A 20,972-nucleotide genomic window follows, 5' to 3' on the forward strand; every position below is an offset into this window, starting at 1 on the left:
GCCTAGGAGCGCAGGGCCAGCCGGGCGGCCTGCCAGCCGCCCATCCCGTGGGCGCCCGGCCCCGGCGGCGTCGAGGACGAGCAGAGGAACACCCCCGGCAGCGGCGTCCGCCACGGTGCGGGCGACCAGACCGGGCGGCGCAGGAACTGCCCCAGGCCGGCCAGCCCGCCCCCGATGTCGCCGCCCACCAAATTGGGGTTGCCCGCCTCCAGCTCGGCGGGCCCCGACACGTGCCGGGCCAGCACCCGGTCGCGGAAGCCGGGGGCGTACCGCTCGATCTGAGTCTCGATGGCGTCGCTCATGTCGGTCGCCGAGCCGTTCGGGACGTGGCAGTAGGCCCACAGCGTGTGCCCGCCCCGCGTCGGATCGGCCGCGTACGGCTGCACGAGCAGCACGTACGGCCGCGGCGAGTGCCGCCCGGCGGCCATCTCCGCCTCGCTGAGCACGATCTCCTCGAACGTGCCGCCCAGGTGCACCGTGGCCGCCCCGGCCACCGCGGGATCGCGCCACGGCACCGGCCCGTCGAGCGCCCAGTCCATCTTGAACACGCCGGGCCCGTAGCGGTAGCGCTCCAGCCGCCTGCGGTAGCCCGCGGGCAGGTCGGCCAGCGCGAGCAACTGCCGGGGCGTCACGTCGAGCACGACGATCGGGGCGTCGAGCTCGGCCAGGCGGCGTACCCGATGCCCGGTCACGGCCTGCCCGCCCAGCGACCTCAGCTCGGCCACCAGCGCGTCGGCCAGCACCTGCGATCCGCCGCGCACCACCGGCCAGCCCACCAGGTGGGCCAGGCCCGCCAGCGTCAGCCCGTAGCCGGTGGTGAGGGGGGAGCGCAGGTCGAGCATCGAGTGCGCGGCCATGCCCGCGAGCAGCGCCCGCGCCTCCACGCTCCGCAGCGCCTTGGCGAACGTGGTCGCGGGCAGCGCCGCCATCGGCCCGAACCAGGCCGCTCCGGCGAGGGCGCGTGGCGCGACCGGCCACGGGCCGAGCGGCTTGAGCAGCAGCTCGACCAGCGGCAGTCCCGCCTTGACCAGCGCTCCGACGCTGGCCAGCCAGGCGCCCGCGTCGGGTCCGAGCCCGGCCGCGGTACGCCGCACGTCGCGGTGCACGAGCACGGCGGGCCGGTCGTCGAGCGGATGGGCCACGGCCACGGGGGAGTGGGCGAACTCGGCCCCCTTCAGCTCCAGCCCGCGCAGGGCGGGGGAGGCCAGCGCCATGGCCATCACCGTGGCGCCGAGATCGTGGACGTGGCCGGGCAGGGTCAGCTCGGCGGACCGGAGCCCGCCGCCGAACCGTTCGGCCGCCTCCAGCAGCAGCACCTGACGCCCGGCGCGTGCCAGCGTGACGGCGGCGACCAGTCCGTTGGGCCCCGACCCCACCACGACCGCGTCGGCGCGCATCGCCCTATGAGGTCTTCAGTATCGACGGGTAGGGCTGGGCGCCCCGCTGCTTCAGCAACTCCGTCATGAGCTTGATCTCCCCGGTCTGGCCGTCGACGATCTTCTGCGCCATGCTGACCACCTCAGCGCGGGTGGACAGCTTGAGCAGCCCCTCGGCCATCTCCACGCCGCCCTCATGATGGCGGATCATCAGCTGCAGGAACAGCACCTCGGCCTGCGTGCCCTCCGCCTGTTTGAGCTTGGTCAGCTCCTGCGGCGTGGCCATGCCGGGCATGGTGCCCGCCGGGACCGTCGCGGCCGGGGCGGCGCCGTGGCCGTGGCCGCTCATCCACGCCATCGGCCGCTGGTCGGTGGCCTGGGTGAGCTGCCACTGCTGCAGCCAGCCCTGGAACATGCCGCGCTGGTTGGCCTGGGTGTTGATGATGTCGAAGGCCAGGCTCCTGATCTCTCGGGCGGGGCCCTTGTCCCTGACGATGAACGCCATGTCGACGGCCTGCGCGTGGTGGGTGGCCATGTCGCGGGCGAACCCGGCCTCGGGCGAGGCGTCGCCGGGCGTGCCGTCGCGGCCGAACAACAGGAAGGCGGCCGCGGCGAGCACCAGCACGCCGCAGACGAGCAGAATCGGTTTCCTCACGGGCTTCTCCATCGCCCGTCCAGCGTACCCACCTGCGGCCGGGCTCGTGATCGGACGCTTATGTCGCGCTTATTCTCTGCATACGCCCGGAGGGCATAGGGTGACCCGGAGTTGGCACGCCGATGGAGGAACGATGACGAAGGAGAAGGCGCAGGCGCGGCGCGAGCATCTGCAGAAGATGCGGGCCGAGCAGCAGCGCAAACAACGCCGCGCCGCACTGCTGATGTGGGGCACGGGAGGGCTCATCATCGTGGTGCTCGTCGGCGTGGTCGGCTTCTACCTGATCAACACGGCCAGGCAGACCTCGCTCGACGCGGTGTCGAGCGTCAAGTACGAGGCGGGCCAGCACGTGTGGAACGCGGTCTCGTACAAGGAGACGCCCCCGGTCGGGGGCGAGCACAACAACTACTGGCAGCAGTGTGCCATCTACGACAAGCCGATCCACAGCGAGCACGCCGTCCACTCGCTGGAGCACGGCGCGGTCTGGATCACCTACCGGCCTGATCTGGCCAAGGCGCAGGTCGACAAGCTGAAGGAGGTCGCCGGCTCGACCGGCCAGCAGGACTACATGCTGATGAGCCCCTTCCCCAACCTGCCCTCCCCGATCGTGGTCTCCTCCTGGGGTCACCAGCTCAAGCTGACCGACCCGGCCGACCCGAAGCTCGGTGCGTTCATCAAGCGCTACCAGAACGGCTCCGACACGCCCGAGCCCGGCGCCACGTGCGGCGGCCAGGACGCGATCACGACCACGGCCGACCAGGCGCCGCTGCCGCCGCAGCCCACGGGCCAGCCGCAGACGCCGATGGAGACCCTCTCCCCGTCGCCCAGCCAGCAGTAGCGAGCCCTCGGCCGGCGGTGGCCGGGCGGCGAGCGCAGGGCCCCGCCCCCGCAGGGCCCTGCGCGGCTCTCCTGTCGAGATGTCACCGTAAGTAGGTGATCACTACTTACGGTAACCGTTCGGGCGCTGGTTGAACAGAGCCGGCGACGAACCGGTGGCTCAGCCCAGGATCTCCCGCGGCGGCGTCCACGCAAGGCCGTGCGCCTGGGCCACGGGGCGGCTGGTCAGCCGCCCCTCGTGCGTGTTCAGACCGGCCGCGAGGACGGCGTCCTCGCGCATCGCGCGCCGCCAGCCCAGGTCGGCGATGGCCAGCGCGTACGGCAGCGTCACGTTCGTCAGCGCGAACGTGGAGGTGTGCGGCACGGCGCCGGGCATGTTGGCCACGCAGTAGAAGAGCGAGTCGTGCACCCGGTACGTCGGCTGCTCGTGCGTGGTCGGCCGCGAGTCGGCGAAGCAGCCGCCCTGGTCGATCGAGATGTCCACCAGCACCGAGCCCGGTTTCATCCGGCTGACCAGGTCGTTGCCCACCAGCTCAGGAGCCTTGGCGCCGGGCACCAGCACCGCGCCGATGACCAGGTCGGCCTCCAGGACCGCGCGCTCGATCTCCAGCGTGTTGGACGCGATCGTCTGGCAGTGACCCTGGTAGATCAGGTCGGCCTGGCGCAGCTTGTCGATGTTCTTGTCCAGCAGCATCACCTCGGCCTGCATGCCGAGCGCGATGGCGGCGGCGCTCATGCCGGACACCCCGGCCCCGATCACCACGACGTGCGCCGCGCGCACCCCCGGCACGCCGCCCATCAGCACGCCTCTGCCGCCCTGCGAGCGCATCAGGTGGTAGGCGCCCACTTGGGCCGCCAGCCGCCCGGCCACCTCCGACATGGGCGCGAGCAGCGGCAGGGCGCCGTCGGGCGTCTGGACGGTCTCGTAGGCCACCGCGGTGCAGCCCGACTCCAGCAGCGCCCGCGTGCAGGCGGCGGAGGCGGCCAGATGCAGGTAGGTGAACAGCACCTGTCCCTTGCGCAGCCGGTGGTACTCCTCGGCGACCGGTTCCTTGACCTTCATCACCAGGTCGGCCGTGCCCCAGAGCTCGTCGGCTCCGGGCACCAGGACGGCGCCCGCCCCGGCGAAGTCGGCGTCGGGGATCGCGGAGCCCGCGCCGGCGTCCGCCTCGACGAAGACGCGGTGGCCGTGACGGACCAGCTCGTGCACGCCCGCGGGCGTGAGCGCCACCCGGTATTCGCTGTTCTTGACCTCGCGTGGTACTCCGACCTTCATGGACAGCTCTTCTCGCCGGACGTGCCCTTCCGCTGTCATTCTTCCCCTCAGTTCACGGATCAGTGAGGATTGTCCGGCTGATTACCCCGGTGCGGCTTCTCGCCGATAAGCTCACCGGCAGCCCGAACATCAGGATGGGATTCGTCATCGATGGACAAGCCGGAAGAGCCGCCGCTGGCGGACCCGGGGGAGCCGAAGGCCAGCAGACTCACCACCATCGTGCTGATCGTCTCGCTCGTCCTCGTCGTGCTCGTCGCAGGCGTGCTCGGCACGGTCGCCGTCCTCATGACCAGGAGCCCTGACACGCCGCTGCTCGGCGGCACGCCGCCGCAGCGCCTGGCGGTGCCCATCCACTTCGCGCCGGTCAGGGAGACCAAGGTGGCGCCCTGCCCCGGCGACCCGGCCGTGCTCGACGAGAAGCGGACCACCTGCTACCTGCTCGAAGACGGCGTCACCGTCGGCGCCGTGCAGCGGATCGAGGCCGTGCGCGGCAACGACGGCCAGTACTCCGTGCGCATCGCGATCGCGCCCGCGTTCAAGGACCGGCTGGTCGAGCTCATCGACGAGCTGGTGCCCGACCAGCGGGCGGTGGCGATCGTCCTGGCGCCCGAGCAGGCCGACAAGCCCAAGGTCGTGCTGGCCGCGCCCATCGTCACCCAGCAGATGAACGGCGACAGCGTGAGCATCTCCGGCCTCACCGAGCAGGACGCCGACGCGCTGGTGACCCGCCTGATGGGCGGCACGCCGAGCGCGAGCCCGACCGGCACCCCCGACCAGGGCAGCCCCAACCAGGGCACCCCCGACCAGGGCACTCCCGATCAGGGCACTCCCGGCACCGGCGCGCCTCAGCAGCCGACCGGCCCCGCGACGACCGGCCCGGCCGGCACCGGCCAGCCTGGCGGCGGCGACGCCGCCACCCCGCCCGCGAACGGCGGCCGTGCTCCCGACAAGCGTTACGCCTCCTGCAAGGAGGCCGTGGCGGCCGGCGACGGCCCCTACTACCGGGGCACGCACGAGGAGTACACCTGGTACGTCGACGTCGACGCCAACGGCGTGGCCTGCAACAGCGCCGACATCCGCTAGCCGTCAGGCGAACAGTTCCTCGAACCAGTCGATGCCGAAGTAGGCCAGGAAGACCAGCGAGACCACCCACAGCAGCCAGGGGATCTCCGCGAACCGCCCCTTGACCGCCTTGATCAGCGTGTAGACGATCACGCCGGCGCCCACGCCGTTCGTGATCGAGTACGTGAACGGCATCAGCGAGATCGTCAGGAACGCCGGCACGGCCAGCTCCAGGTCGTTCCAGGGCACGTTCTTGCTCTGCGTCATCATCAGCGCCCCCACCAGCACCAGCGCGGGCGCGGCCGCGGCGGCGGGCACCACCGCCGCCAGCGGCGTGAACAGCAGCGTCAGCCCCAGCAGCGCCCCCGTCGCGACGCTGGCCAGGCCGGTACGCGCGCCCTCGCCCACACCGGCGGCCGACTCCACGAAGACCGTGTTGGCCGAGGCGCTGGCCGCGCCGCCCACCATGCCGGCCACGCCGTCCACGGTCAGGATCCGGCCCAGCCGGGGCACCCGGCCCTCCTGGTCCACGAGGCCGGCCTCGTCGCTGACGCCGATGATCGTGCCCATGGCGTCGAAGAAGCCCGACAGCACCAGTGTGAACAGCACCACGGTGGCCGTCAGCGCCCCCGCCGTGACGAAGCCGCCGAACAGGTCGAAGTGGCCGACCAGCCCGAAGTCCGGCGCCGCGACCAGCGACTCGGGCACGCGCGGGGCGACCACGCCCCAGGTGGCGGGGTCGATCGTGGCCAGCGAGTTCACCAGGATGGCCAGGAGCGCGGTGACGGCGATGCTGATGAGGATGGCGGCGGGGATACCGCGGACGTACAGGAGGATCATCAGCAGCAGGCCGAAGCAGAACACCGCGACCGGCCAGCCGGTGAGGTGCCCGGTCGCGCCGAGCTGCACCGGCGTGCCCGAGCCCCGCGCGACGAAGCCGGCGTCCACCAGCCCGATCAGCGCGATGAACAGCCCGATGCCGACACTGATCGCGTGCTTGAGCGCCAGCGGGATCGCGTTCATGATCAGCGTGCGCAGGCCGGTGACCGCGAGCAGGATGATCACGGCGCCTTCGAGCACGACCAGGCCCATGGCCTGCGCCCACGTCATGTGCGGGGCGGCCTGGTAGGCGACGACCGCGTTCAGCCCGAGCCCCGCGGCCAGGCCGAAGGGGGCGTTGCCGACGAAGGCCATGAGCAGCGTGGAGATCGCCGCCGCCAGCGCGGTGGAGGTGGTCAGCTCGCCGATCGAGAGACGGGCGCCGGTGACGTCCTGGGCGCCGGCCAGGATGATCGGGTTGAGCAGGATGATGTAGGCCATCGCCACGAACGTGGTCACCCCGCCGCGCACCTCGCGGCCGACGTTGCTGCCCCGCCCGCTCAGCTCGAAGAGTCGGTCGAGCACCGGCATTCCCCCTCGCGTGATCAGGGGGAATGCCGGGTGGCCTACCCAGCGTGGGCGGCGGTCAAGCCTTCTCGTGGCGGCCGTGGCCCACCAGGGCGACGAACTCCTCCAGCTTGACCGTGCCGTCGCCGTCGCTGTCGGCCGAGCGGATGAACGCCTCGATCTCGCTCTCGGACGCGCCCTGCCCGCCCAGTGCCTCGTTGGCCTGCCTGATCTCGTCGGCGGTCAGCAGCCCGTCGCCGTCGGCGTCGAAGCGCCTGAACTCCGCCTCGGCCGCCTCATGCGCGCTTGTCATCCAGAATCCCCCTTTATCGAGTTCATCGAGCCCTCGTCGAACGTGTCGCCCGGGAACGTACCGCTCTAGGACGTCCCGCTGTCGGACAAGGCGATATCTTCCGGCCTGATCGGAACGCGAGTCAACCGGAGTCCCGTGGCCGCTCTGACGGCGGCGGCGATGGCGGGAGTGGAGGAGAGGGTGGGGGGCTCGCCGGCGCCGCGCAGCCCGTAGGGGGCCGCAGGGTCCGGATTTTCCAGGATTTTCATCGTCATGGGCGGCATGTCGAGGATCGTAGGGATGAGGTAGTCGGTGAACGACGGGTTGAGCACCCGGCCGTCGCGGATCTGGATCTCCTCCATCAGCGCCAGGCCGAGCCCCTGCGCCGAGCCGCCGTGGATCTGGCCCTCCAGCGCCTGCGGGTTCAGGATCCGCCCCACGTCCTGGACGGCCGCCAGCTCGACCACCTTGACCAGGCCCAGCTCCACGTCCACGTCCACGACCGCCCGGTGCACGCACAGAGCCAGCTGCGTGTGCGAGTCGCCCTGCCCGGTGAGCGGATCCATCGGGTACGTCGGCCGGTGCCGGTACTCGCGGGTCTCCTCGATCGGCCCGGACCGGGCCAGCGCCTCGGCGGCCGGCAGCCCCTCGAACTGCTTGCGCACCGCCTCGCAGGCCGCCTTGACCGCGCCTCCCGTGACGTACGACTGCCGCGAGGCCGAGGAGGAGCCCGCCGAGCCGACCGAGGTGTCGGCGGCGGCCACGGTCACGTTCTCCACGCCCAGCTCGGTCCGCGCGATCTGGGCCTGCACCGTCACCAGCCCCTGGCCCACCTCCGCCGCCGCCGTGTGCACCGTGACGTGCGGCTCGCCGCCGATCAGCTCGGCCCGCACCCGGGCCGTGGAGTAGTCGTCGAAGCCCTCGGAGAAGCAGATGTTCTTGATCCCCACGCCGTAGCCGACGCCCCGGCGCACGGACTCGCCGTGGGTGGTCTGCGAGACGCCGCCGGGCAGCCCGCGCAGGTCCCGGGCCGGCTCCCCCGGAGGCAGCGGCATCGCCTCCAGGTCGCGCAGCATCTCCGCCAGCGGCGCGGGGGAGTCGATCACCTGGCCGGTGATCAGCCGGGAGCCCTGCGAGACGGCGTTGCGCACCCGGACCTCGATCGGCGACAGGCCGCACGCCTCGGCCAGGCGGTCCATCTGCGACTCGTAGGCGTAACACGCCTGCACCGCGCCGAACCCGCGCATCGCGCCGCACGGCGGGTTGTTGGTGTAGACGCCGGTCGCGTCCACGCGCACGTTCGGCACCTCGTACGGGCCCGCCCCCAGCGACGCGGCGTTGCCGACGACGGCGGGGGAGGAGGAGCAGTACGCGCCGCCGTCCAGCAGGATGTCCGCCTTGACGTAGACCAGCCGGCCGTCACGGGTGGCGCCGTGCTCGTACCGCATCCGGGCGGGATGGCGGTGCACATGGCCGAAGAACGACTCCTCCCGGCCGTAGACGATCTTGACGGGACGGTTCAGCCGCAGCGCCAGCATGCACGCGTGCACCTGCATCGACAGGTCCTCGCGGGCCCCGAACGCGCCGCCCACGCCCGACAGCGTCAGGCGCACCTTGTCCGGAGGCAGACCCAGGCAGGGCGCGAGCTGGTCGCGGTCCACGTGCAGCCACTGGGTGGCGATGTACAGGTCCACGCCGCCGTCCTCGGCGGGCACGGCCAGGCCGGACTCGGGGCCGAGGAAGGCCTGGTCCTGCATGCCGACCTCGTACTCGCCGGTGACGACCACCTCGGCCTCGAACGTGTCGCCGCGCCGTACCGGCTGGTGGCGGACGAAGTGCTGGGAGCGCCGGGGGTCGGTGATGGCCTCGCGCGGCTCGTACTCGACCACGACGGCCGCCGCCGCCCTGCGGGCCGTCTCCGGATGGTCGGCCCCCACCAGCGCCACCGGCTCGCCCTGGTAGCGGACCTGATCGATGGCCAGCACGGGCTGGTCCTTGTGCTCAAGCCCGTAGAACTTCTCGCCCGGCACGTCCTCGTGCGTCAGCACGGCGAACACCCCGGGGATGCGCAGCGCCGGGCCCACGTCGATGGAGCGGATCCACGCCGACGGGTGCGGGCTGCGCAGCGTCGCCCCCCAGACCATGCCGTCCAGCCACAGGTCGGAGGCGTACGCGAACTCGCCGGTCACCTTGAGCGTGGCGTCCGGCCGCCGCGCGCTCTCCCCGACGCCCGTGACCGGGGAGCCCGTGTACGTGGTCCCCGTGTCGGTGGTCCCCGTGTCTGTGGTCTCGGTCATCTTCCGAGTAGAGCACCGCCCGGCGGCCAGACCTATGCGCCCGACGTGAAATCACGGTCATCGCTTGTCATATCGGGCTTGTATATTCCTCCAAGTGCGCATCTCCGACCTGCTGGCCATCGACGATCTGCGCCTGACCCTGCTCACCGGGGACCCCGATCGCGAGTTCGGCACCGTGCACATCACCGACCTGCCCGAGCCCGGCCGCTACCTCGGCGGCGGTGAGCTGGTGCTGACCGGGCTGATGTGGTGGCACACCCCGGCGGACTCCGCCCGGTTCGTGGCCGCGCTGAAGCGGGCCGGGGTGGCCGCGCTCGGCGCCGGACGGGCCTGGCTGGGGCACGTGCCGGACGACCTGGTGGCTGCCTGCGCGCAGGCCGGGCTGCCGCTGGTGGACGTGCCGGTCGAGGTCTCCTTCCGCACGCTGGCCGAGCTGGCCGGGTCCCGGCTGGCCGGTGACGTGCGCGACGCGCTCGGCCGCCACCGCCGCCTGGTCGCGGCCCTCGCCGAAGGGGCCGATCTGCCCGAGCTGTTCCGGGTGACCGCCGCCGAGCTGGGCGTCACCGGCGTCGTCGTGTCCGCGTCGGGCGAGGTGATCGTGGGCTCGGCCGGCGATCCCGCGGGGCTGGCGCGGGCGTACCTGACCGCGCCCCGGCTGCCCGCCGTGGCCGGCGAGCACACGATCTTCGCCGTCGGACGCGGCCACCGCGCCGCCGGATGGGCGCTGGCCTGCGACGGGGACCTGCTCGACCGGGCCGACGTGGGCTACGAGCTGGCCGCCTGCGTGGGTCTCGAACGCGGCCGGATCGAGGAGGGCCGCAGGGTCGAGCGCCGCCTGGCCGGGCAGCTCGTCGCGGCCGCGCTGACCGAGGCCGACGTGTCCGAGCTGAACGCCAGGCTGCGCATGTGCGGGATCGACTCGGAGCAGCCGTACGCGGTGGTGGACGTCACCGCGCCCACACCAGGAGCCACCCGGGGCCCCGACCCGGCCACGCTCGGCGGCCAGATCCTGGAGGAGCTGCTCGGCCGCGAGGTCGTGGCCGCGGCCAGCGCCGGCGGGGCGGTCGCCGTCGTGCCGCTGCGCGAGAGCGGCGCCGACGGGCTGGCCGCACGGCTGCGCGCCGGCGCGGCCGTCCTCTCCGCCCTGCCGGGCACCCGCCTGTGCGCCGGACTCAGCGGCGCGCTCACCGGCGCCGCCGCGCTCAAGGGCGGCGTCGAGGAGGCCGGGCACGCCCGCCGCCTGGCCGAGGCCCGCGACGGCGGCGTGGTGACCAGCGACGAGATCTACACCCACGCGCTGCTGCTGGCCACCGTGCCGGGAGACGTGCGCCGCTCCTTCTCCTCCCGGCTGCTGTCGCCGCTGCTCGACTACGACCGCGGGCACCAGTCCGACCTCGTGCGCACGCTCGGCGTCTTCCTCGACCGCGCCGGCTCGTGGAACGCCTGCGCCGAGCTGCTGCACGTGCACGTCAACACCGTGCGCTACCGCATCCGCCGGATCGAGGAACTGACCGGCAGGGACCTGTCCACGATGGCCGACAGGGTCGACTTCTTCCTCGCGCTCAGGGACACCGCGCCGCCCCGGTGACCGCCCCCCGGTGACCGCGCCCTGGTGAGCCCGCTCCGGTGAGCCCGCCGCTCAGGTGCTGATCGAGTCCCTGGCCGGTCCCGCGGCCTCGCGCTCCTTGACCGCCCGTTCCAGCCAGTACGCGCTGCCCATGCTCTCGGCCAGCGCGACCGCCTCCGAGCCGCGCCGCATCGCCTCACGGCCCTGGCCGAGCAGGCGGTGGGCGCGCGCCAGATAGACCAGGCAGCCCACCTCCGTCATCTTGCTGACCCGGGCCGGACCCGAGGCGTCGGTGAGCACGGACAGCGCCGTGGCCAGCTCGCCCAGCTCGATCAGCGCTCGCCCTCTGGCCAGCGCGAACTCCACCAGCCGCAGCCCGTCGCCGGCGCGGCGGGCCATCTCCGCCCCCTCGTCCAGCGCCCGCAGCGCCTCGTCGAACCGGCCGAGGTCGATGCTGACGCGCCCGATCGTGAGCAGCGCGTAGAGCTCCCCGACCCGTGAGCCCATGTCGGAGGCGATCGCCCGCTGGGCCAGCGCGTGCTCCAGCGCGTCGTCGTACTGCTCCCACTTGACGTGCGTGGAGGCCAGGTTGCCGTGCGCGCGCTGCTCGTTGAACCGGTCACCGAGCTGCCTGGCCAGGCCCAGGTGCCGCTCGCCGTGCTGGAAGACGGAGCGGTCGCCTCTCAGGTATAGGCCCGTCGCGAGATGGGCGTGCCCCTCCATGGTGATCACCGGGTCGTCGAGGCGCCGCCCCGTCGCGAGCAGCCGCTCCCCGAGCGCGACCAGGTCGGCCACCCGGTAGGCCCGCTGCTGGTACCACCACAGCGCGAACCCGATCGCGGTGCCCGCCCGCGCGATGTCGTCGTCCTGGTCCGCCATCGCCTGGAACGCGGCGGCGAGCAGGATGGGCTCCTCCTTCCGCAGCCAGTCGTGCGCCTCCTCGGGGCCGCCGAACCGGCGGCCCCGCTCCACGACCTCCGGATACGCGCAGTGCACCCGGTGCGGCTGGCTGGTGACGGCCGCGGCCCGCGCGGACGCGGCGTAGTAGCCGATCGCCCGCCGCAGCGGCCGGACGCGCTCATCGGCCTCCATCAGCGCCCCGGCGAACAGCCGCACCAGGTCGTGGATCCGATAGCGTCCCGGCTCGGTCGCCTCCAGCAGGTGGGCGTCACACAGACGTTCCAGACCGCGCTCGACCTGGTACGACGGCGAACCGGACAGCGCCGTGGCCGCCTCCACGGTGATGTCGGGCACGTGGAGCAGGCCGAGCAGGCCCAGCAGCCGCGCCGCGTCCCCGTCGATCTCGCGGCTGCTGCCGTTGAGCGCGCCCCAGCTGGCCGCCAGGCTCGACCGTACGGCCAGCTCGCCCGCCTCCAGCTCCCGCAGCCGCTGCCGTTCGTCGGTGAGCCGGGCCGTCAGCGCGCCCACGGTCCAGTCGGGGCGGTCGGCCAGCCGCGCGCCGGCGATGCGCAGGGCCAGGGGGAAGCCGTCGCAGAGACGCGCCAGCCGGGTGGTCTGGCCGAGGTCGGCGGAGACGCGGTCGGCGCCGACGAGCTTGGACAGCATGGCGGTCGCCTCGGCGTCGGACAGCGGGCCCAGGCGCAGCTGGACGCAGTCGTCGCCGGCCACGAGAGACTCCCTGCTGGTCACCAGGACCGCCGTGCCGAGCGGCGCCGAGACGAACGGCCTGACCTGGCCCAGGTCGGCCGCGTTGTCGAGGAGCACGAGGAGCCGCCGGCCCTGGAGCCTGCTCCGCCACAGGGCGGCGGCCTCGTCCTCGTCCACCGGCACGGCGTCGTCGGGCGTGCCGATGCCGCGCAGCAGCCGGCTGAAGATCTCGTGCGAGGACAGGCGGGCCACGTTCGGGGTGCCGCCGCGCAGGTTGACGTACAGCTGCCCCTCGGGGAACCGGTCGCGCACCGCGTGCGCGACGTGCACGGCCAGCGCCGACTTGCCGACGCCCGGTGGGCCGCAGATCACCACGAACGGATGCGGCGGAGCCTCGTCCCAGGGGTCCAGCAGGCTCCGCAGCCGGACGATCTCCCGCGAGCGGCCGACGAACGCGAGCAGGTCGCGGGGCAGCTGACGGGGGATCAGCGGATCGGGCACGGCCGGCCCGCCGGTGCCGGACAGGACCACGCGGTGCGCCAGGCGCAGGCCCTCGCCGGGATCGACGCCGAGCTCCTCCGACAGGACGCGCCGGGTCTGCTCGAAGAGCGTGAGCGCCTCGGCCTGGCGCCCGCACCCGTGCAGGGCCAGCATGAGCAGCTCGCGGGGGCGCTCGCGGAGCGGATGACCTCGGGACAGGTCCTGCAGCTGGGCCAGGCAGTCTCGCGGGCGGCCCAGCCGCAGCAGCGCGTCCGCCCTCGCCTCGACGGCGGTCAGCCGGAGCTCTTCCAGGCGGGCGCGCTCGTCGTCGGCGAAGGGGCCCGGCACGCCGCTCAGCGGCCGGCCGCGCCAGAGGGGGAGAGCCTCGTCGAGCCCGCGCACCGCCTCGTCGAGGTCGCCGGCCTTGGCCGCCCGCGCCGCCGCGTCCGCCCGCCCGGCGAAGACGTGGGTGTCGATCCGCCCCGGATCGAGGTTCAGGCGGTAGCCGCCGGCGGTGCGGGCCAGCACCCCGGGGGGCTCGCGCCGCCCGCGCCCCGGCTCGAAGGCCCGGCGTAACCCGGCGATGTAGGTGTAGACGCTCTGCGCGGCGCTGGGCGGGGGAGAGTCTCCCCACACGCCCTCGATCAGCTGGGCCAGGGTGACCACCCGGCCGGCCCGGACCGCCAGCATCGCCATGATCGCCTGCTGGAGCGGGGGGCCCGCGTCGATGGCCGCGCCGTCGAGCGCGCCGGTCACCGGGCCCAGCAGACCTATGGTCAGACCGGCCGCCCTCGGACTCCCGTGATCGACTGTCGGATCCACGTAGGGAGCTTAGACGTTCATGGAGGCGTCGAGGGCCCCGTGACGCATGTAGATGAAATGTAGATGCGGTGGATACCTTGTCATTCGACCGTGCTGGGTGTGTATTAGGTCACAGGGGCTCTGCCTGACCGGCCGCTCAGTATGGACCGCGTGGACGGCAGGTGGCGGGACCCGGGGGTCCTTTCACCGGCCGCGCCATCGCGTGAGACGGACACGGAGTGCGGTGCGTGTCCGGGGTGTCGCCTTGTCCTTTCCCGGCCTCAGCCGGTTCAGCAGCAACCGAGGTCGGTCGCCGCGCTGGAGAGGGAAGACGTCGTGGCACTCGCGGCCGTAACATTACCTCCAAGGGCTACCGCGGTGCCGATCGCGACAGCCAGGATTGACAGGGCAATGCGCATGCGCATGGGGTTCTCTCCCTCGCCTATGTGAGTTGCTCGGACTTATCTTCTCAGGGAGCGGCTGCTGTGACCACATCTGACCTAGTCGGACTCCGTATCAAGACGGTTCGGCGGCAACGCGGCTTGTCACAGGCGCAGCTGGCCCATCCCGAGTTGTCGGACAGTTACGTCTCACTGATCGAGAGCGGTAAGCGTACTCCCACCCCTGCGGTCTTGGAGCTGCTGGCCAACAAACTGGACTGCTCGCTGTCCTATCTGATCAACGGCGTCACCGCCGAACAGATGGAGGACATCGAGCTCGCTCTCGGCTATGCGCGGCTCGCGCTCGAGAACGGCGAGGTCGCCGAGGCCCGCACGCGTTTCGCGGAGCTCCTGGGAAACAGTAACTTGGCAGGTCTGACAGCGCTGCGTCAAGACGCCGAGTTCGGGCTGGCCCTCGCCACGGAGGCCGGAGGCGACCTCGACCAGGCGATCTCCATCATGCTGAAGCTGCGCGAGGAGGAGCTCTCCCCCGAGCGCGCCATCGAGGTGGCCGTGGCGCTGTGCCGCGCCTACCGCGAGAGCGAGCGGCTCAGCGAGGCCGTCGAGGTGGGCGAGCAGCTGCTCAGCGGCAACGCCCGCCAGCCTTGGAACGATCTTCTGGTCGAGCTGGCCGCCACGCTGCTGATGGCCTACTACGAGCGCGGCGACATGCTGCGCGCCAGGCAGTTCGCGGCCGAGTTGCTCAACGCGGCCGACACCCTCGGCACCCCGCGCTCCATCGTGGCGGCCAACTGGAACGCCTCCCTCGTCGCCCGCGCCACCGGCCACAACGACGAGGCGGTGACCTTCATCGAGCGGGCCCTGGCCGTCCAGCTGGAGCACGGCCAGCCGCGCAACACCGCCAGGATGCGGGTCCAGTCCGCGCGCACCCGGCTGCGCACCGGCGCCCAGGACCCGGCGAGCGTGCGCAACGTGCTGCGCGCGGCCATCACCGAGTTCGAGCAGACCTCCACCAGCACGATCGACCAGGCGGTCCTCTACCTGGAGCTGGCCTGCGCCGAATACATGACCCACGACCTCGACAGCGCCGCCGAGCACGCCGTGGCCAGCAGAAACCTGCTCCCCGAATACGGCCACGTGATGGGCGCGGAGGCCAACCTGCTGCTCGGCCGCATCTACGGCGAGGTCGGCCGGTCGCAGGAGGGGCGCGAGCACGCCGCCGCCGTCGAGAGCTGGCTCTCGCCGCTGCCCGACTCCCGCCGTTCGGCCTCCCACTGGTACGCCACGGCCGAGACGATGGAGCAGCTCGGCGACGCCGACGGCGCGGTCGACGCCTACCAGCGCGCGCTCGCCTGCGCGGGATTGTAGAGCGGAGTCCGGACCGGGCAGTGGCGTCGGTAGCCTTGGGGGTGCCATGAAGAGATCCCCGATCGCGGCCCTCACCGCGATGCTCGCCGCCGCCCTGCTCGTGTTCGGCACCGCGGCCCCCGCGCTGGCGCACGACGCCCTCAAGAGCAGTTCCCCGGCCAAGGGCGCCAAGGTCACCTCGCTCGACGAGGTCACGCTCGAGTTCAGCGCCAAGGTGCGCCTGCCGTTCGTCATCGTGCGCGGTGCCGGCGACGCCCAGCACCAGAGCGGCAAGCCCGAGGTCGACGGCGCCGTGGTGACGCAGGCGGTCGACGGGCCGCTGCCCGACGGGAAATACACGATCGCCTACCGGGTCGTGTCGTCCGACGGGCACCCGATCGAGGGTGAGATCCCGTTCCGGGTGGAGGGCTCGACGCCGTCCCCCAGCCCTTCGGCCTCCGCCGGCGCCACCGGCTCGGCGCCCGCCGAGACGGGGAGCGCGGCCCCGCCGGCGGAGCAGAGCGCGAGCCCGCCGTCGCCCGCGGGCGGCGCGCCCGAGAGCCAGGCCGCCGCCGACCGCGCCTCGGCCGGGCAGGACGTCTCCTTCCCCGTCTGGCTGATCGTCGTCATCGGCGCCCTCGTCGGCGTCGGCATCGGCTTCCTGCTCAGCGCGCGGAGAAAGCGCCCATGAGCCGGGCCGTGCGCCTCACCGTCGCGGCCTCCGTGGCTGCGATCGTCGCCCTGGTCATCGGCATGATCGCCGGCGGCAGGGCGTTCCCCAGGATCATCCCCGGGCTGCCCGACTCCGGCGTGGTCGTCCGGTGGGGGCTGCCGCTGTCCAAGCTGCTGATGGACGCCGCGGGCGTGGTCACCGTCGGCCTGCTGCTGATGGCCGCCCTGTTGCTGCCCAACGACAAGGGCGTGCTCGGCAAGAGCGCGCTCGACTACGTCAAGGCCGCTTCGTGGGCGGCGCTGGTGTGGGCCGGATCGGCCTTCCTCGCCATCGTCTTCGGCGTCGCCGAGTCCATCGGCAGGACCGTGCCGCAGATCCTCGAACGCACCATCCTGACCAGCTACGCCACCCAGACCACCCAAGGCGTGGCGCTGACGCTCGTGGTGCTGTTCGGGGTGGCGATCGCGCTGTTCTCGCGCGGCGCCATCACGGCCGGCGCCGCTGCCGGGCTGCTCGTGTTCGCGCTGGTCACGCTGCTGCCCGCGCCGCTCACCGGGCACACCTCCTCCTCGCCCAACCACGACCTGGCCACCTCCTCGGTCTCGCTGCACCTGCTCTCGCTCGCCCTGTGGGTGGGCGGGCTCGGCGTGCTGGCCCTGCACGCGCTGCGCAAGCAGCCCCAGCTCGACGTGGTGGCCACCCGCTTCTCCCGGATGGCGCTGTGGTGCTACGCCGGCGTGGGGCTGTCCGGGCTGTTCGCGCTCGTCGCGCGGCTGGGCGCGATCTCCGACCTGTGGACCTCCGAGTACGGCCTGCTCGCGCTGGCCAAGATCGTGGCGTTCGTGCTGCTCGGCTACGTCGGCTACTGGCACCGCCAGCGCACGCTGGCCGACCTGCGGGCCGGGAAGCCGCGGGCGTTCACCCGGCTGGCCGGCGGCGAGACGCTGCTCATGTTCGCCACCGTCGGGGTGGCCGTGGCGCTGTCGCGCACGCCGCCGCCCGAATACAGCATCCCCGCCGACCGGGCCTTCGAACTGCTCGGCTTCCCGCTCCCGCCGCCGCTCACACTGTCCGGCATCTTCACGATGTGGTGGTTCGACCTGTTCTTCGCCGTCGTGGCGGCCGCCCTGGCCGGCCTGTACGGGGCCGGCATGGTCCGGCTGCTGCGGCGCGGCGACCGCTGGTCGTGGGGGCGCACGGCGGCCTGGTACATCGGCGTGGCCCTGCTGGTCTTCTCCACCCAGAGCGGGCTGGCCCGCTACGCCAAGGTCATGTTCGACATCCACATGATCGAGCACATGACGCTGTCCATGGTGGTGCCGATCTTCCTCGTCCTCGGCGGGCCCGTCACGCTGGCCCTGCGCGCGCTCAAGCCCGCGTCCAGGAGAGGCGACAGAGGACCGCGCGAGTGGATCACCACGATCCTGAACAGCCGCTTCACCAAGGTCGTCACCCACCCCCTCGTCGCCACCGCCATCTTCGTCACCTCCACCTACGCGCTCTACTTCACGCCGCTGTTCGAGTCGGCCATGAACGAGCACCTCGGCCACATCTGGATGACGCTGCACTTCCTGATCAGCGGCAGCCTGTTCTTCTGGGTGATCATCGGGGTCGATCCCGGGCCGCACCGGCTCCCCTACGTGTGGCGGCTGCTCATGCTCTTCGTGACCATGCCGTTCCACGCCTTCTTCGGCATCGCGCTCATGATGATGGGCGGCGTGATCGCCTCAGGCTGGTACGAGCAGCTCGGCCGCACCTGGGGCGACACCCTGCTGCAGACCCAGCGCGACGGCGGCGCCATCGCCTGGGGGTTCGGCGAGATCCCGACGCTGCTCGTGCTGCTGGCCATCGCCGTCCAGTGGTACAAGGACGACGACAGGCAGGCCCGCAGGGCCGACCGCCGGGCCGACCGGACCGGCGCAGGAGACCCGGAACTCGACTCCTACAACGACTATCTCGCCCGTCTCAACCGCGCTGACAAGGGCGAGTAGCGGTTCGGTCATGGCCTTCTACCTTCCGACTACAAGTCTCTGGACCGACAGGTAGCCTTTCTTACAGGGGAGACGGGCATAACCCCATCGACTAGCGTGCGCAGGCCTTGAGGGGGGCGCGCAGCGCCGGTCGGGGGGCGCCGGAGTGGGGACCGGCGCTGGGCCCGAGTGCCGAGGAAGGCGAAAGCATTGTCGGAAGAGACACGGATGCGCGGGGGGCAGAGCCTGGCCGAGGCGCTCGAAAGCTATCTGGCCGAATGGTCGGAACGGACGGGCATCGCGGTCGAGACCTGGGCACTGCCCTCGACCGACGTGCCGTCCCGCGTCTCGAGCGGCGTCATGGCCACCATGCGCGAGGCTCTGTCCAACGTGGAGCTGCACAGCAGGGCCCGGACCGTGTCCATCGCCGTGACGGCCGGCAAGAGCGGGCTGCGCATGACGATCAGCGACAACGGCCAGGGCTTCCTCCTGGGCGCGAACGGGCGAGGGCTCGCCAGGATGCGGGCGGCGTTCGCGGAGATCGGCGGCAGCCTGTCGGTCAACAGCGTGCTCGGTGAGGGCACGACGGTGACGGGGGTGGTCCCCCGCCACCGCTGAACGCCTGCCAGCTCGGCTCGCTCCGCCTCCGGCTCGGGACGCGTGCGTCCGGGGCCCGAGGACCTCGAACTGATGGGCTCAGGCTGATGAGCTCGGGCTGGTGGACGCGGGCTGGGGCGCGGGCGGCCGGGTCAGGGGAGGGTGAGGATCTCGCTGCCGGTGTCCGTGACGACGATCGTGTGCTCGAACTGGGCCGTACGCTTGCGGTCCTTCGTCACGGCCGTCCACTTGTCCGGCCAGATCTCGTACTCGATCGTGCCGAGCGTCAGCATCGGCTCGATCGTGAACGTCATCCCGGGCACCAGCTCCACCCGCAGCGACGGATCGTCGTAGTGGGGCACCATGAGGCCGGAGTGGAAGCTGGTGCCGATGCCGTGGCCGGTGAAGTCGCGCACCACGCCGTAGCCGAACCGCTTGGCGTAGGCCTCGATGACCCGGCCGACCACGTTGAGCTGGCGGCCGGGCGCGACCGCCCTGATGGCCCGCATCATCGCCTCGCGCGTGCGCTCCACCAGCAGCCGCGACTCCTCGTCCACCTCGCCCGCCAGATAGGTGGCGTCGGTGTCGCCGTGGACGCCGCCGATGTAGGCGGTGATGTCGACGTTGACGATGTCGCCGTCGCGCAGCACGGTGTCGTCGGGGATGCCGTGGCAGATGACCTCGTTTATGGAGGTGCACAGCGACTTCGGATAGCCCTTGTAGCCGAGCGTGCTCGGGTAGGCGTTGTGGTCGAGCAGGAACTCGTGCCCGATCCGGTCGAGCTCGTCGGTCGTGACGCCGGGCCGGACGTGCTTGCCGACCTCTTCGAGAGCCTGGGCGGCGATCCGGCCGGCCACCCTCATCCGCTCGATGGTCTCGGGGCTCTTCACGTCGGACTCGCCGGTCTTGGGGCGCTTCTTGCCGACGTACTCCGGCCGCTCGATGTGCGCGGGGACCTTTCGCAGGGGCGAGACTCGCCCTGGCTGGAGCAGTGTCGTCATGAAACCTGAGTCTACGGGGCAGAATTGACCTTGTGAGCGAAGGCCAGTGGTGGTTCTGTCTCAAGCACATGCGGGTCGAGCCTGACGAGGGCTGCCCCAACAAGGACCGGATGGGTCCCTACGCCTCGGAGCAGGAGGCGGCGGGGGCACTCCAGCGCGCCGCCGACCGCAACAAGGCGTGGGACGAAGCCGACGAGGACGATGACTGACAGCGGGCCGGGATCAGCGGCCTGAGACGGTGCGCCGGGACCAGGGGCCTGACGCGGTGCGCCGGGATCAGCGGTCTGACGCGGTGCGCCGGGACTAGGGGACGATCGCGTATGCCCTGACCGGGAACGTGCCCATGCCGGTGATCATCGGTGGCGCGGCGTGGAAGCGGAAGCCCCCGTCGGGCAGCGCCGCCAGCCCCGTCATGTGCTCCACCAGGGGGATCCCCGCCGCCAGCAGGATCGAGTGCGCGGGGCGTTCGCCGTGCGCCGGGGTGTCGTCGATGTTCAGCGAGTCGATCCCGACCAGGGCCGCGCCCTGGCCGGCCAGCCACGCCGCCGACTCGGGGGCGAGGTAGGGATGGCCGTGCAGGTAGGCGTCGGTGCCGAAGTGCCGGTCCCAGCCCGTGTGGATGAGCACGGCGCGGCCCCGCACGTCCAGCTCCTCACTGACGTGCACCGCCCGCCCGTCCTGTGCGGCGGGCTCTTCGCGTCCGGCGATCGGTGTGATGCGCTCCTGGCGTCCGGTGCCGCGCACGTCCGGCTCCGTGCCCGTGGGCATCGCGCCGCCGGTGGCGCGGATGACCAGGCCGGGCAGGTCGGCCAGTTTGGCCAGGGGGACCTGTGACAGGTCCGGTCCTTCGGCGTAGCGGTGGAAGGGGGTGTCGAGGTAGGTGCCGGTGTTGGCGGCCAGCGTGATCGTGCCGATGTGGAACTCCGTGCCCGGCGCGTACACCTTCCGCGAGTCCTCCCTGCTCAGGTGCACACCCAGGCGCGGGGCGGGAATGCCGGGATAGGTGCGCATGCCGTCGGTGATGCGGTGGCTGAGCTCGACGATCATTTTTTCACCGTACCGATCCGGGCCAGTTTGACCAGGGCCACGACGCCGATGGCGGCCCACACGAGGTTGAGCCCGGCCGACGGCCAGGCGGCGTTGTAGGCGCTGTTGATCATCAGCCCGAGCGAGCCGGCCAGGTTGATGAGCTGGTACGCGGTCCCGTCGCCCGACAGGCGGGAGGACGAGACGAGCGCGTAGCCGGCCAGCAGCAGGGCGGCGCCGAGCCAGCCGGCGACGGCGAGCAGGAGATCCATGGCGTCATTGTCGGGATCACGGGCTGTGTGGCACAAATGAGGGATTCT

General features: G+C 72.1%; 18 protein-coding genes. 8 read left to right on the plus strand and 10 right to left on the minus strand.

The features are described from left to right. Positions 1-2: 2 nt before the first annotated feature. On the minus strand, positions 3-1,397 hold the full coding sequence (locus B0I32_RS22235; RefSeq protein ID WP_106242457.1) for a phytoene desaturase family protein: 1,395 nt from the start codon (positions 1,395-1,397) through the stop codon (positions 3-5). A gap of 4 nt (positions 1,398-1,401) precedes the next feature. Next, positions 1,402-2,031 carry a DUF305 domain-containing protein gene (locus B0I32_RS22240; protein WP_245955956.1) on the minus strand — a complete coding sequence of 210 codons (630 nt, stop codon included), beginning with the start codon at positions 2,029-2,031 and terminating at the stop codon, positions 1,402-1,404. Positions 2,032-2,164: 133 nt separating this feature from the next. On the opposite strand from B0I32_RS22240, the gene B0I32_RS22245 reads away from it, so the two are divergent. Next, complete coding sequence (locus B0I32_RS22245) at positions 2,165-2,869, plus strand: thioredoxin-like domain-containing protein (protein ID WP_106242460.1); 705 nt, start codon at positions 2,165-2,167, stop codon at positions 2,867-2,869. A 159-nt stretch (positions 2,870-3,028) separates the two neighbouring features. On the opposite strand, the gene ald is transcribed toward B0I32_RS22245, so the two are convergent. Further along, a complete protein-coding gene (ald, locus tag B0I32_RS22250) occupies positions 3,029-4,144 on the minus strand; it encodes an alanine dehydrogenase (protein WP_106242462.1) in 1,116 nt (371 codons plus the stop codon). Positions 4,145-4,294: 150 nt separating this feature from the next. On the opposite strand from ald, the gene B0I32_RS22255 reads away from it, so the two are divergent. Next, positions 4,295-5,227 (plus strand): excalibur calcium-binding domain-containing protein, encoded by a 933-nt coding sequence (locus tag B0I32_RS22255; protein ID WP_106242465.1) that lies wholly within the window; start codon positions 4,295-4,297, stop codon positions 5,225-5,227. Positions 5,228-5,230: 3 nt separating this feature from the next. Here the strand turns inward: B0I32_RS22255 and B0I32_RS22260 are convergent, their stop codons facing one another. The 3 genes from B0I32_RS22260 to B0I32_RS22270 form a co-directional block, all read right to left on the minus strand. Continuing rightward, positions 5,231-6,616 carry an NCS2 family permease gene (locus B0I32_RS22260; protein ID WP_106242467.1) on the minus strand — a complete coding sequence of 462 codons (1,386 nt, stop codon included), beginning with the start codon at positions 6,614-6,616 and terminating at the stop codon, positions 5,231-5,233. Positions 6,617-6,671: 55 nt separating this feature from the next. Then, on the minus strand, positions 6,672-6,905 hold the full coding sequence (locus B0I32_RS22265) for an EF-hand domain-containing protein (protein WP_106242469.1): 234 nt from the start codon (positions 6,903-6,905) through the stop codon (positions 6,672-6,674). Positions 6,906-6,970: 65 nt separating this feature from the next. Next, positions 6,971-9,181, minus strand: coding sequence for a molybdopterin cofactor-binding domain-containing protein (locus tag B0I32_RS22270; protein ID WP_106242471.1), 2,211 nt, complete (start codon positions 9,179-9,181; stop codon positions 6,971-6,973). 94 nt (positions 9,182-9,275) lie between these two features. Between B0I32_RS22270 and B0I32_RS22275 the strand changes: the two genes are divergently transcribed. Further along, on the plus strand, positions 9,276-10,769 hold the full coding sequence (locus B0I32_RS22275; RefSeq protein WP_106242473.1) for a PucR family transcriptional regulator: 1,494 nt from the start codon (positions 9,276-9,278) through the stop codon (positions 10,767-10,769). A 51-nt stretch (positions 10,770-10,820) separates the two neighbouring features. Here B0I32_RS22275 and B0I32_RS22280 read toward each other — a convergent pair whose 3' ends face one another. Next, positions 10,821-13,658, minus strand: a complete 2,838-nt coding sequence (locus B0I32_RS22280) for an AfsR/SARP family transcriptional regulator (RefSeq protein WP_146178269.1) — start codon at positions 13,656-13,658, stop codon at positions 10,821-10,823. A gap of 464 nt (positions 13,659-14,122) precedes the next feature. Between B0I32_RS22280 and B0I32_RS22285 the strand changes: the two genes are divergently transcribed. The 4 genes from B0I32_RS22285 to B0I32_RS22300 all read left to right on the plus strand — a co-directional run bounded on the left by B0I32_RS22285 (position 14,123) and on the right by B0I32_RS22300 (position 18,646). Then, complete coding sequence (locus tag B0I32_RS22285; protein ID WP_106242478.1) at positions 14,123-15,406, plus strand: helix-turn-helix domain-containing protein; 1,284 nt, start codon at positions 14,123-14,125, stop codon at positions 15,404-15,406. A gap of 46 nt (positions 15,407-15,452) precedes the next feature. Then, positions 15,453-16,076, plus strand: coding sequence for a copper resistance CopC family protein (locus B0I32_RS22290; protein WP_106242480.1), 624 nt, complete (start codon positions 15,453-15,455; stop codon positions 16,074-16,076). Then, a complete protein-coding gene (locus B0I32_RS22295; RefSeq protein ID WP_106242483.1) occupies positions 16,073-18,049 on the plus strand; it encodes a bifunctional copper resistance protein CopD/cytochrome c oxidase assembly protein in 1,977 nt (658 codons plus the stop codon). Before B0I32_RS22290 ends, B0I32_RS22295 begins: the two co-directional genes overlap by 4 nt. Before the next feature lie 207 nt (positions 18,050-18,256). Continuing rightward, a complete protein-coding gene (locus B0I32_RS22300) occupies positions 18,257-18,646 on the plus strand; it encodes a sensor histidine kinase (RefSeq protein WP_106242485.1) in 390 nt (129 codons plus the stop codon). Positions 18,647-18,777: 131 nt separating this feature from the next. Here B0I32_RS22300 and map read toward each other — a convergent pair whose 3' ends face one another. Then, positions 18,778-19,626 (minus strand): type I methionyl aminopeptidase, encoded by an 849-nt coding sequence (map, locus tag B0I32_RS22305; protein WP_106242487.1) that lies wholly within the window; start codon positions 19,624-19,626, stop codon positions 18,778-18,780. Positions 19,627-19,658: 32 nt separating this feature from the next. Here map and B0I32_RS57795 point away from each other — a divergent pair, with 32 nt between their 5' ends. Beyond that, complete coding sequence (locus B0I32_RS57795; protein ID WP_181307674.1) at positions 19,659-19,835, plus strand: hypothetical protein; 177 nt, start codon at positions 19,659-19,661, stop codon at positions 19,833-19,835. A 94-nt stretch (positions 19,836-19,929) separates the two neighbouring features. Here B0I32_RS57795 and B0I32_RS22310 read toward each other — a convergent pair whose 3' ends face one another. Beyond that, positions 19,930-20,673, minus strand: coding sequence for a cyclase family protein (locus B0I32_RS22310; RefSeq protein WP_106242489.1), 744 nt, complete (start codon positions 20,671-20,673; stop codon positions 19,930-19,932). Then, on the minus strand, positions 20,670-20,924 hold the full coding sequence (locus B0I32_RS22315) for a CBU_0592 family membrane protein (protein WP_106242491.1): 255 nt from the start codon (positions 20,922-20,924) through the stop codon (positions 20,670-20,672). The genes B0I32_RS22310 and B0I32_RS22315 overlap by 4 nt, the downstream gene beginning before the upstream one ends. Positions 20,925-20,972 lie beyond the last annotated feature (48 nt).

The organism is Nonomuraea fuscirosea (assembly GCF_003001935.1).
Classification (GTDB): Bacteria; Actinomycetota; Actinomycetes; order Streptosporangiales; family Streptosporangiaceae; genus Nonomuraea; species Nonomuraea fuscirosea.

Excerpts from the sequence above, each read along its gene's own strand:
- B0I32_RS22235 (WP_106242457.1), bottom strand. The coding sequence starts at position 1,397 with ATGCGCGCCGACGCGGTCGTGGTGGGGTCGGGGCCCAACGGACTGGTC.
- B0I32_RS22245 (WP_106242460.1), top strand. The coding sequence starts at position 2,165 with ATGACGAAGGAGAAGGCGCAGGCGCGGCGCGAGCATCTGCAGAAGATG.
- ald (WP_106242462.1), bottom strand. The coding sequence starts at position 4,144 with ATGAAGGTCGGAGTACCACGCGAGGTCAAGAACAGCGAATACCGGGTG.
- B0I32_RS22255 (WP_106242465.1), top strand. The coding sequence starts at position 4,295 with ATGGACAAGCCGGAAGAGCCGCCGCTGGCGGACCCGGGGGAGCCGAAG.
- B0I32_RS22260 (WP_106242467.1), bottom strand. The coding sequence starts at position 6,616 with ATGCCGGTGCTCGACCGACTCTTCGAGCTGAGCGGGCGGGGCAGCAAC.
- B0I32_RS22265 (WP_106242469.1), bottom strand. The coding sequence starts at position 6,905 with ATGACAAGCGCGCATGAGGCGGCCGAGGCGGAGTTCAGGCGCTTCGAC.
- B0I32_RS22270 (WP_106242471.1), bottom strand. The coding sequence starts at position 9,181 with ATGACCGAGACCACAGACACGGGGACCACCGACACGGGGACCACGTAC.
- B0I32_RS22290 (WP_106242480.1), top strand. The coding sequence starts at position 15,453 with ATGAAGAGATCCCCGATCGCGGCCCTCACCGCGATGCTCGCCGCCGCC.
- B0I32_RS22295 (WP_106242483.1), top strand. The coding sequence starts at position 16,073 with ATGAGCCGGGCCGTGCGCCTCACCGTCGCGGCCTCCGTGGCTGCGATC.
- B0I32_RS22300 (WP_106242485.1), top strand. The coding sequence starts at position 18,257 with ATGCGCGGGGGGCAGAGCCTGGCCGAGGCGCTCGAAAGCTATCTGGCC.
- map (WP_106242487.1), bottom strand. The coding sequence starts at position 19,626 with ATGACGACACTGCTCCAGCCAGGGCGAGTCTCGCCCCTGCGAAAGGTC.
- B0I32_RS22310 (WP_106242489.1), bottom strand. The coding sequence starts at position 20,673 with ATGATCGTCGAGCTCAGCCACCGCATCACCGACGGCATGCGCACCTAT.
- B0I32_RS22315 (WP_106242491.1), bottom strand. The coding sequence starts at position 20,924 with ATGGATCTCCTGCTCGCCGTCGCCGGCTGGCTCGGCGCCGCCCTGCTG.